We start from the raw sequence: 11216 nt of genomic DNA on the forward strand, positions 1-11216 counted from the left end.
AGAGCCGGTCCGATTTTCGGATCTTAACCTTTTTTACGCTTCTTGCCAAAATGATGATTTGCTGTCGGAGAAAAAGATTTTCTTTCAGCAACTGAGATTTATTTTTTGCAAGATCAGCAAATGAATCGAAAATGAGATTGAAATCGTTCAAGAGAGAACCCCTAAATGAAATTAGTCAGGACAAAGCCGGGGATTCTAACAAAGAAAAGCCTGAATGACAACAGAGCCTATGACTGGGCAAGCTTCGGCGATCAGGATTGAAGAAGGTCACTCCTTTCCATGGAGGCCCCATTCGAAATCTTCCGAAATGAACTTCCCCAACAGCCCTGACAAGCATGAGCCAAGGAGCTGTTGGCAAATGCTAAAAAGAAAGTTAGAATCACTAACGTACAGGTCCAACCATTGCGCTCCGCCGGGGAAGATCCTCCAAACACGGAGGTTCTATGGGGAAAAAAAGAAGACCCAGTTATCAGGAGCTTTACGAGGCAAAAGGCGATGCGCGGATTCGGTTTCTTACCGAGATCATCTTTCCTTTGATGGAAGAAAACCAAAAAATGACCAGTCAGAACTTTGAGGCATGCAAAGAGGTGTTGCTGTCCAATGCTCCGGCCGCAGATAAAATCTGGAGACGCGTTGTGGATAGATTTCGCTTAACAGAAAGAACCATTATTGAGAAACAAAAGAGAGAGCGAAAATCTCCGGAAGGATAGACGGACTTCAAGCGAAGAATGCTGAAAGGCTGAAATTCAGCATTGGTTTCAGCATTTTCAGTACTGAAAAGCATTTCTGACACGAACCATCTCGTCGAAAGTCCACGCGATTGTTGTTGGCATCAGGTTTGCTCTCTGCTGAAATCGGGAATCTGGTGAAGAAACCCTGAAGGGAGCGTTTTGAAGCCCCCGCCTCAACCGCTCCCTTGTTTTTTCAAACAGGAGTTTGTTGCTGTGATGAGAATCTTTTATACGACGGGTGAAGAGTTGAACGATCCACCACAATTCCTGGGCAACTTTAAGACTTTGGATGCGGCAGCGGTTGAAGCCTATCCTTTTCTAAAGGATTCGAGCGTTGTGCGGCTCTACGTTCGTTACTATGGATTCGGGGAAGCGGATTGGCCCAAAGATATGGATTGGCAGCTCAGGTACCTTCTAGTCAAACTATTAGCAAAGCCAAAGCTAGATTCCGGGACGAAAAGTTCCTTGACAGAAATGACCAAAAGTGATTAAGTATATGCCTTTCCAGGACGGGCGGGGAATAAACCGACCTGGGAAAGTGCGTGTTTTGCTGCGTAAGCCAACCGGCAATTCCAAATAAGAACAAAGACAAAAAGGGAACAACTCTGTAAACGCTATGTGGGAACAAATCAAAAAAACTCTCACCGATACAAAAGAAATCAAAAAGACTTTCGTTTCTGAAAAAAAACTTCTGCTTCAGAAATTGAAAGCGCACGAGTGGCAATCGCCTGCAGAAATGCAAACGATCCTTGAGGAATTTTCCAGTCAATCCAACCTGCTGCTCGAAGATGTGATCTGGATGGCTCTTGACATTGATCCGTTAAGAAAGTTTGCAGTAACGCTCATTCCAAAAATTAACGATCCGGAGAAAAACACAAAGATCATCTCCTTCTCAAAAGGAAAACCGCCAAAAGCAAAAGAGCTCCTGCTGGAATTGCTGGTTCAAATGAATCCCACAACTCTCCCGCGGCTGGTCCGCTTGTGGGCAAACAATAAAGACGAATACTTTCGAACGGTCGCGCTGGACATGCTTCCCCGTACCGATCCGGCCACCGCAATTCCCGTTGCCTCGATGCTCCTCTCGGACACTATTCCGGCCGTTCGTTTGAGAGCGCTGGCGTACTTATCATCCACCAGACAGCGCAATGCACTGTGGAATTGCACGGCCCTGCTGGAAGATCCGGAAGAAGAAATCCGCTATAAAGCGATGCTCGTTCTGCAGAATTTCACGGAGCCAAGATTGTTTTCCCTGTTACTCGAGCTCTATCAAAAGGAAGAAAGCAAGAAGATCCGGGATCTGGCGATTCAAGGACTGCTTCACCAGATCAAAGCATCACCTGAACGGTATGAAGATGAAATGCTTTTGTTCCTGAAAGAGAGCGATCCGGTGCTGCGAAAAATTCCGGGGCGAATGCTGACTCACGCTGATCCGAAAAGAATTCTGCGAAAATTCATCCTCGCTTTTTCCGATACGTTTGGCTGGGTGCGCGAGCGCGCTTTGCGATCCCTGAAAGAAGAAGGTGAGCCTTTCGCGGATGGAATCATCCAGTTGCTGGATGACCCGGATTCTCGCGTGCGGAGTCTGGCAGAGAACATCGCCGTTACGATCGAGCATCCGAAGATTGTTCCTACATTAATCGACATGCTTCAACGCGACGACTGGTGGCTTCGTTACTGTGCTGCGGAATGTCTGGCCCGTATCGGCGATTCGCGGGCGTTTCAGCCATTGCTCGAAATGCTGGAGTCGGACGATGACCGGTTGTTTGCAATCCAGGCGCTCGGTCTCATGAAGGATGTCAGAGCCATCGAGCATTTCGCGAACGTGCTCCCTTATGCCGGCCGTGAAGAACAACTGGAATTGCTGGAAGCGCTAAAGAACATTGCACATCCTGCGGGGATCCCGCTGCTAAAAGTGCTTTACGAAAAAGGCGCAGATTACGTTCGCGTCCGCGCGGCTTCTGTCATGAACGGCATCAGCGGGGCAAACCTGAATGGCCGGGCCAAAGACGCAGATGAAAAATTCGAGATCAACGAAATTTCTTCTCCAGGCATTGGCGATTTTTTACGTTACGCAATTTCCATCGGGGCATCCGATTTGCATCTCGCTGTTGGAGCCAAACCACGGGTTCGCGTTCACCGCACGCTCATTTCGCTGGATTTTCCGGAACTCTCGCAGGTCGACGTTCAGCGACTCGCGGTCGAAGGCATGTCCGGAAATCAACTCTCAACGCTCGCGAGTCAAAGGCACGTAGATTACTGTTTCAAGCATGAGCAGCTCGGAAGATTTCGAACAAATATTTTTCTGGAAAGGAATGGAATGCATGCGACTTTTCGAATCATTCCCAGATCCGTTCCGAGTTATGAGTCCGTTGGGATTCCGTCCAGCCTGAAATTTCTCACCTACCTGCATCAGGGCCTTGTTCTTGTGACCGGACCTTCGGGATGCGGAAAAACAACAACGCTTGCAGGGATGGTGGATCACATCAATGAAAACAGAAGCGTGCACGTGATTACGGTAGAAGATCCGATTGAATTCGTTCACACGAATAAGAAGTCGCTGATCAGTCAAAGAGAGCTTGGCAGTCATACCGGCACATTTACTGCGGCGCTGCGGTCTGCTCTTCGTGAGGACCCGGATGTTGTGCTGGTTGGTGAAATGAGGGATCTTGATACGATTCGAATGGCAATTACCGCTGCGGAAACGGGTCATCTGGTCCTTTCCACGCTCCATACGACTTCTGCGGCAAATTCGATCGATCGGGTGATCAGCTCCTTTCCTCCGCAAGAACAAACTCTGATTCGCACGATGTTATCGGAATCGCTAAAAGCTGTAATTTCACAGGTGCTGCTGCCGAATCCCGATAAGGATGGAGTTGTTCCGGCTTTCGAGATTCTGCTGGTCACTCCTGCAGTCGCCGCAATGATTCGCGATGGCAAAACATTTCAGATTCCCACCGTTCAGCAGACTAGATCCGATCTTGGAATGTGTCTGATGGATCAATCGCTGTTAAAACTTCTGGAACAGAAAAAAGTCGATCCGACTGCGGCTTTCGCGCGTGCGATAAACAAAGATCTGTTAGAGCCATTTCTTACGATATAGGAGGAAGATGAACGGCGCAGAAACGAGCAGAATTAACCGGTTGCTTGAGCTGATGAATGATCGCGGTGCATCGGACTTGCATCTTGCCGTGGGTGCTCCTCCGATTTTGCGAGTCTATGGAGATCTGGAACCGCTCCGGTATCGCGGTCTTTCGCCTGAAGATTTTGAGAGCTGGGTCAGGCCGGTTGCCTCGGACCTTTACTGGGAAGTCTGCAAGAAGAAAGGAGAAATTGATTTCGCTTATCACCTGGAAGGAGTCGGGCGGTTTCGCGTGAATCTTTTTAAACAGGAGCATGGATTGGGCGCGGTATTTCGAATCGTTCCTGACAAAGTGCTGACGATGCAAGAGCTGGGTCTGACGGAACAGGTGAGACGCTTTGCAGAAATGAGCCAGGGGCTTGTCTTGATTACGGGTCCAACCGGAAGTGGGAAGTCGACAACTCTTGCCGCAATGATCGATCACATCAACTGCACAAAAAACTTTCACATCATTACGATAGAAGATCCGATTGAGTTTGTGCATGAAAATAAGAAATCGTTGATCAGCCACCGGGAGCTCGGCAAACATGCTCACTCTTTCCCCGATGCTTTGAGGGCAGCGGTGCGCGAAGATCCGGATTGCATACTGGTCGGGGAACTGCGTGACCTCGATACGATCAGCACGGCCTTGCGAGCAGCGGAAACCGGGATACTGGTTTTTGGAACGCTGCACACGAACAGCGCCTCAAAAAGCGTGGATCGCATCATCGGAGCGTTTGCGCCGGAAGAACAGGAAGAGACGCGCATCGTCCTGAGCAGCGTTTTGAGAGGTATCATTTCGCAACAACTTCTAAAGCGAAAAGAGGGAGGACGGGTCGCGGCGCTCGAGATTTTGTTCTCTTCAGGCGCAGTTGCTTCCATGATTCGTGACAACAAAACTCCGATGATCAGCTCGTTGATCCAGACCGGAAAAAAACAGGGAATGATTTCCATGGATCAATGCCTGCAGGACTATGTGCTGCGGGATATCGTTAGCGCCGAAGAAGCTTTCGAGAAAGCATTGGACAAGGAAAGTTTTAAGACCTTTCTGAAAACAAACGGCTTGCCCGTATCCAGCAAAAACATCGAAGCGTCTTAGGAACGGCGTTTGCTCAGGCGTTCGTCGATGGAGAGTTTGCCGGCGCCTTCGAACAGAAAGACGAAGCCGGTGATTAGAATTGTGAGCGCTTGAAACATGCCTACAAGCGTATCGCCGCGGTGCGCTATGAAAAGTGCGGCAATAAAGTTGATAATGAGTGGAATCGAAGCCCATCTGATGAAGGCGCCCAGGAGCACGAGGACTCCACAAATAAATTGCACGTAAACCGAAACGACTGCTCCTAGCACCGGATAGGGAACGCCGTGCTTCGCAAGGAAGTGCTCGAATTCAACCATCCGTTCCCAACTGAAGATGTTATCCTGCACGCCGTAAATCAGGCGGGCTGCAATCAGTAGGCGCAATAAAAGGAGCCCGTAACCCTGAAATTTTTGCATGTCAACTGATTATGAAGTACGAAGTATAATGTAGCAAGCGAGGGTCATATGAGGGGGAAAATCGTCTGCTTATTTTTGCTTGTTCTGTTCGTGTCCTGTTCCGGCTCAAAGGGCGGTTCAAAAAAAGTTGATGAGAAATACAGGCCGCTGATCGAGCAGTTTGCAAATTCCATTGTGCAAAAGGATTACCAGTCCGCTTACAATTTGACGTCGCCCGCTTTGCAGAAGCTGTTGACGTATCAAGAGTTTGTGGAGAACTGGTCAGGCTACCGCGAAGGTTTTTCAGGTTTGAAAGTCGATTACAGGCCGGGAGATAATCCGCAGGAAAAGGCTGAATTCGTTCCGGAAGCGGATCGCGCCAGTCTTGTCGCGGAGATCACTCTTGCTTTCTCAGGAGTCCTGGAAGGGGAGCAAACCGAATTCTTTTGCACGACGTGGATTGTGGATGACGGAACGCCGTACATCAGCTCCTTCTATATAGAAGACTGATCTCGCAGCAGCAAACCGCCGCGATAAATAAAATACATTCCGATCATGAATAGAACGTGACAAAGATCGTTATGATTGAAATGCTTGTGAATGCTCCATTCCGACTGTTGAATCCAGAGTCCGGCAAACACGATCAGGCTACCCGCAAGAATCCAGCGCCCGACAAGCGGTCCGCCTGCATACATCTGGTACGCGAGTAAAACCGAGAGTGCCACGAAGAAAATTCCGATGCGGAGCTGTGACTGTTTCACCTTGATCGATGGCCGGTTCTGTTTTGCAATCCGGATCATCAGAAGCAAAAGCGGGATTTCGCAAACGACAAGCAACGCAAGACTGCCTGAGGAAGAGATGATTCCACCTGCAATGAAGAAGGCGAGCGTTAGAAGGATACACACACCGGTGATGCGCCAGAAGGATAAATGCGGTTTGTATCCGTGGAACAGTCCACCGCTCAACGCGGACAATCCCAGGAAAAGGAAGCCGGTCCCCCATAAATGAACGGATAACTGTCCGGTTTGGGCGCGAAACAGCAAAAAACCAAGAATGAAGAGTTCGGCGGCCAGCAGGAAATCGGTGATGGAGGTCGTCGGTTCGGATAGTTTCAGGTTCAAATAGTTATTGTAGAATAATCCTGCGTCAGGGGATGATGCGTATAACAACAGAAAGGGAGGAGTTTGTATGCGAAAAACTTTGTTAAGTCTATCACTTTTCATTTTCGTTTGTTCCGCCGTTGCTTTTGCTGATGAAGCGCCGACGCTTTACAAAAGACTTGGTGGATACGACGCGATCGCCGCTGTCACCGATTCCTTTATCGGGAAAATGGCAACCGACGAGAGGCTGAAAACATTCTTTGTGGGGCACAGTAAGGACAGTCTGGACAAAATTCGCCAGCATGTCGTCGATCAACTCTGCAACGCAACCGGCGGTCCGTGCAAATACACCGGCCGTGACATGAAGACTTCCCACACAGGACTCGGAATCACCAGCGCAGATTGGGACCTTGCCGTGAAATACCTGGTTGCGACACTCGATGAATTCAAAGTTCCACAGAAAGAGAAGGATGAGCTGCTCGCGATTGCATCGAGCCTGAAAAAGGATATTGTAGAGAAATAGTGGTAAGAGCGGGCGGGACGCCCGCGGTACACATGGAAAAGAGTCTTCAGGAAACGTACGCACCGCAGAATGCGTGTTTTGGCTGCGGGCCCGCCAACGATCAGGGTTTGCGGATCCGCAGCTTCGTTCGCGGGGATGAAGTTGTTGCCGAATGGAAGCCAAAATCTTATCATGAGGCTTTTCCCGGTGTTTTGAACGGAGGCATCATCGGAACTTTGTTGGATTGTCATTCGAACTGGGCCGCAACATGGCACTTGATGAAACAATCAGGCGCAGATCATCCCCCTTGCACCGTGACAGCCGATTACTCCATCAAATTGCTGCGCCCTGCTCCGAGCGATGTTCTCATTCAATTGAAGGCGCAGGTCGTGGAACTCAAAGAGGATCGCGCCATCGTGGAAGCGCAGTTAATCGCAAGTGAGAAAGTATGCGCAACGTGCCGCGGAACTTTTGTCGCCGTCAAACCTGGGCATCCGGCGTACCATAGATGGTAAATTACAAATTACAAACTACAAATTACAAAAAATGAAGAACGTGCGAAAAGTAAGTTTTGTCGTATTGTTTGGAGTGATGTCGTTATTGGGAGAAAGTGCGGTGAAATTTGATGCGGTGGAACACAAGAAGCAGATTGAAGAATGGCGGGCCACCCGGATCACGCGCTTAAAAAGTGAGGACGGCTGGCTGACTTTAATCGGGCTTTTCTGGCTTCAAGAAGGAGACAACCCTTTCGGCAGCGATCCTTCTAATAGAATAGTATTTCCGAAGGCGAAATCTCCTGCCAAAGCCGGGTCTCTCAAACTGGAAAAAGGAACCGTGCGATTGGAAGTGCAACCGGGCGTGCAAATCATAACCGGCGGGAAACCGGCTCAATCCATGGTGTTGAAATCCGATGCGTCCGAAGAGCCAACCAAACTTGATCTGGGATCGCTCCGGTTTTTCGTCATTGATCGCGGTGGAAAACTCGGAGTGCGCGTCCGTGATCGCGAACACCCCGCGCGCAGAACTTTTACGGGCACCGATTCGTATCCGATCGATGTGAAGTGGCGCATCGAAGCCAAGTTTGAGCCGCACAACAAAAAGATTCCGATCCTAAACATTCTGGGGATGGTGGAAGATACTCCTTCGCCGGGAACTCTGATTTTCCAGATTGGCGGAAAAATGTATCGTCTCGATGCGGTCTTAGAACAGGGCGAGACCGATCTGTTCATCATTTTTGGCGATCAAACCAATGGCAAAGAGACCTACGGCGCCGGACGTTATGTGTATACCGCCCCTCCCGGACCGGATGGGAAAGTGATTCTGGATTTCAATAAAGCGTATAACCCACCCTGCGTTTTTTCGAATTTTGCGACGTGCCCGCTACCGCCACCGCAAAATAAGCTCGCCGTTAGAATTGAGGCGGGCGAAAAGAAGTACGTTAGCGCAGAGCACAAGTAATACGCAGGCGGGACGCCCGCGCTACTTTGTTATGGATTGTTTGGTGAAGTACTCGACTTTTCGGAGGAGCTCTTCGAAGCCGAAAGGTTTTGAGATGTAGGCGTCGGCTCCCGCTTCCAAACCTTCCACGCGGCCGCCTTCCGTGGATTTTGCGGTGATCAAGATCACAGGAATTTGGTTCAACACAGGATCCGTTTTTACCTGCCTGCAAAAATCCAATCCATTCATTTCCGGCATCATCACATCGGTGATAATCAAGTCCGGCTTATCTTCGTGGACTTTTACCAGCGCTTCCATTCCGTTTTTCGCTTCGCTAATCGAATAAAATTCGCGCAATCCACCTTTCATCAGCTCGCGCAGGCTATCATTGTCTTCCACGATCAAAATTCTTCCCGAAATGGAGCTCGCAGCTTCTCTTGGTTGTTCGACCGGTTCGGTAATTCCCGCATCTTCCGATTCAAGCATCGAAAGCTCCATGCGGGCGCGCTGTGAAAGATCGAACGGCTTGTCTTCGAGAGCTCCTTCTGCAGCGGGCCTTCCCTTGGGTAGAATAATCGTGAATTCGGTCCCGACTTCCTGCTCGCTCCGCACTTGAATCGTTCCGCCATGAAGTGAAATCAGCTCTTTGACAAGAGAAAGGCCAAAGCGTGGCCGGCTCGGTTGCCGGTGAAATGGATCAAATAAAAAAGGCATGTCCTCTTCCGGAATCATATTCCCCGTATTTCGTATCCGGAGTCGAATGGAATCCTCATCGATCTCTTCATCCTGGGGAGCATCCGCCACGGCAATTAAAATCTTCCCCTGCTCCTGCGTGAACTTGAAAGCGTTCGACAGCAGGTGATACAACACTTCGGCGATCTTTTTTACATCCCAGAAAACCTCCATCTCTTCCACATCGGTGTCCAGCCGTAGATTGATCTTTTTCTTTTCGGCATACCACGCAACGGATTGGATGATCTCCCGCAGGAAACTGATCAACTCCTGCTTCCCTCTGACGATTTCCATTTTGCCCAATTGGAGATGGGATATGTCGTGGAATTGATCCATGCCTCGCACAAGCAATCGCGTGTTTCTCAACAGAAGTTCGAGCTGCTTGCGGGTTTTTGAATGTATCTTGCCATAACTGCCGGCGAGAATGTTTTCGAGCGATTCCATCGTGTTGATGAGGGGCGCTCGAAATTCCTGAGCCAGCTCGCTGAAAAATTGAATCTTTCTCGCCTGTTCGGTGCTAACGGTGGAAGCGATCTTTGAAATCTCCCTCTCCCGTTCCAGTTCGAACAGGACCCTGTCCGTTTTCGACCGTTCTTCCGCAAAGGCCGTTTCCGCTTTTTCTTTTAAGTCCGCGGATTGTTTTTGATACTCTTTTTTCAGGACATCCGAGTCGTGCACCCTTTGCTGTTGAGTTTTTTTTGAGAGAGCTTCCAGCTCGTCTTTCGAGCGTTTTTGAATTCTTCTGATTTGGATGAGCTGTGCCACAAGCAGAATAGTCAGTAGTACGATTACGACGACATAAATCTGACTATTTAGTTCAAACATCCACCCAGCCCTCGCCAAATCTTTGGTGCAGGGTTCCCATTATAGCGTACAAACGGGTTCCAGCATAGAAATTGTACGATTTGATAGTGTACGATTTGTACGTTGCGTGGATTTCCCCTCCTTATGAAGGAGGGGATTAGAGGGGAGGTTGGGAAAGCGTCTAATAAGACAACCCCCTCTTTCGTCTCCCCCGTTATAAGGGGGAGAAATGGCGCAACGCAACTATCTGACGGCGCGGATTTCTGCATTCGGAAAATAGTGTTGCAGGATCTCATGGAACGTCTTTCCGGATCGCGCCATTTGGAAAGCACCATTCTGGCAAAAACCGACTCGATGTCCGATTCCTCTTCCCGTAACGAGCAGATCAATTCCTTGCTGCGTGGCTTGAAAGGAATTGCTCTTGATTTTGTTCCATCCGAGTTTCTTCCCAACAACATTGCGAAATTCTTCGAGCGAGTAGGAGATTTTCCGGTTCTCGGAGCTAAGCTGGATCTGATTCTTATCTTGTTGGATCATGGTCAACGGGAATCCTGCAGCAGCTTGCAACTGTGAAACATTCAGCCGCGCTTCCCACGTGGAATTGCAGGGACACTGCACACTCGCAAACGGATAGTCGGGCGCCTTTTTCCGCCAAACCTCTTCAAACGTGGCTGTTTTACCGCCGCAACTGCGAAAATAGTATGGCCGGAAAGGCTTTTGCTGAAAGGTGAGAATGAGTCCGTGCGTTTTTTCAACGGATTGTAGTGCCTCAAGTGACGCGGTATAGGACTGAAACACCTGGCAGTGCGTCAGATCACAGAAGTCGGCTCGCAGATCGGGATGGCGCCGGCCTGCCTGCAAAAAGCTTCGCGAGACGACAGCGAATGCCTCCAGGGCTTCAGCTTCTCCGAATTCACCCATCTCCGATGCGCTGATCGAGCCAATCAGCTCCTCCTGTGACGCTTGTAGTACTATATTTATAGCATCCAGCCGGACACTCAGGTCCAGGCCCCCGCGGTAACTACGCGCGATTTTGGCGGGAACGTTCAGATCCATCGTACAAGTGGAGCTGCAGGAAAGGGAAAGATGGGAGAAAGATTTCGATGCGGTGATCAGGCGTTCGTTTACGAGCTTCACATTCAGGGGATCGTTCGATAACAGAATGGATTGCGAGCCGTCTAATTTGAGTACAGCACGTTCCGGCTCGATGAGCGTGATTGTGATTTCAGTCGGGCGAAGAACCGAAAGTATGGAAATCGAAACGGGCGTGTTAGCAGACAAAACAGCCGGCAACAGAATGAGAAAGGCCATTAGTCCTA

The 11216-nt window shown here is 49.5% G+C and carries 12 protein-coding genes; 8 read left to right on the forward strand and 4 right to left on the reverse strand.

Features of this window, described 5'->3' with window-relative positions:
- Window positions 1-443 precede the first annotated feature (443 nt).
- The 4 genes from L0156_29675 to L0156_29690 all read left to right on the forward strand — a co-directional run bounded on the left by L0156_29675 (window position 444) and on the right by L0156_29690 (window position 4948).
- The gene (locus tag L0156_29675; GenBank protein MCI0607174.1) at window positions 444-710 is read left to right on the forward strand and encodes a hypothetical protein; all 267 of its coding nucleotides are present in this window, start codon (window positions 444-446) and stop codon (window positions 708-710) included.
- Window positions 711-944: 234 nt separating this feature from the next.
- On the forward strand, window positions 945-1223 hold the full coding sequence (locus L0156_29680; GenBank protein MCI0607175.1) for a hypothetical protein: 279 nt from the start codon (window positions 945-947) through the stop codon (window positions 1221-1223).
- 124 nt (window positions 1224-1347) lie between these two features.
- Window positions 1348-3831: a PilT/PilU family type 4a pilus ATPase gene (locus tag L0156_29685; protein ID MCI0607176.1), complete on the forward strand. Its 2484-nt coding sequence runs from the start codon at window positions 1348-1350 to the stop codon at window positions 3829-3831.
- Between the two features lie 52 nt (window positions 3832-3883).
- Window positions 3884-4948 (forward strand): type IV pilus twitching motility protein PilT, encoded by a 1065-nt coding sequence (locus L0156_29690; GenBank protein ID MCI0607177.1) that lies wholly within the window; start codon window positions 3884-3886, stop codon window positions 4946-4948.
- Here L0156_29690 and L0156_29695 read toward each other — a convergent pair.
- Window positions 4945-5343 carry a DoxX family protein gene (locus tag L0156_29695; protein ID MCI0607178.1) on the reverse strand — a complete coding sequence of 133 codons (399 nt, stop codon included), beginning with the start codon at window positions 5341-5343 and terminating at the stop codon, window positions 4945-4947. The two genes, L0156_29690 and L0156_29695, sit on opposite strands and share 4 nt — an antisense overlap.
- 48 nt (window positions 5344-5391) lie before the next feature.
- On the opposite strand from L0156_29695, the gene L0156_29700 reads away from it, so the two are divergent.
- Complete coding sequence (locus L0156_29700; GenBank protein ID MCI0607179.1) at window positions 5392-5832, forward strand: DUF3887 domain-containing protein; 441 nt, start codon at window positions 5392-5394, stop codon at window positions 5830-5832.
- Here the strand turns inward: L0156_29700 and L0156_29705 are convergent.
- The gene (locus tag L0156_29705; GenBank protein ID MCI0607180.1) at window positions 5817-6443 is read right to left on the reverse strand and encodes a hypothetical protein; all 627 of its coding nucleotides are present in this window, start codon (window positions 6441-6443) and stop codon (window positions 5817-5819) included. The genes L0156_29700 and L0156_29705 overlap by 16 nt on opposite strands.
- A gap of 67 nt (window positions 6444-6510) precedes the next feature.
- Between L0156_29705 and L0156_29710 the strand changes: the two genes are divergently transcribed.
- Genes L0156_29710 through L0156_29720 form a run of 3 tightly spaced genes read left to right on the forward strand, consistent with a single transcriptional unit; the run spans window position 6511 to window position 8382 of the window.
- Window positions 6511-6945, forward strand: coding sequence for a group 1 truncated hemoglobin (locus tag L0156_29710; GenBank protein MCI0607181.1), 435 nt, complete (start codon window positions 6511-6513; stop codon window positions 6943-6945).
- A 32-nt stretch (window positions 6946-6977) separates the two neighbouring features.
- On the forward strand, window positions 6978-7439 hold the full coding sequence (locus tag L0156_29715) for a PaaI family thioesterase (protein ID MCI0607182.1): 462 nt from the start codon (window positions 6978-6980) through the stop codon (window positions 7437-7439).
- Between the two features lie 31 nt (window positions 7440-7470).
- Complete coding sequence (locus L0156_29720) at window positions 7471-8382, forward strand: DUF1684 domain-containing protein (GenBank protein MCI0607183.1); 912 nt, start codon at window positions 7471-7473, stop codon at window positions 8380-8382.
- A 21-nt stretch (window positions 8383-8403) separates the two neighbouring features.
- Here the strand turns inward: L0156_29720 and L0156_29725 are convergent, their stop codons facing one another.
- Window positions 8404-9918 (reverse strand): hybrid sensor histidine kinase/response regulator, encoded by a 1515-nt coding sequence (locus L0156_29725; GenBank protein MCI0607184.1) that lies wholly within the window; start codon window positions 9916-9918, stop codon window positions 8404-8406.
- Window positions 9919-10140: 222 nt separating this feature from the next.
- The coding region (locus L0156_29730) for a SpoIID/LytB domain-containing protein (protein ID MCI0607185.1) at window positions 10141-11216 on the reverse strand (1076 nt) is incomplete at its 5' end.

The organism is bacterium (genome assembly GCA_022616075.1).
GTDB lineage: Bacteria > Acidobacteriota > HRBIN11 > JAKEFK01 > JAKEFK01 > JAKEFK01.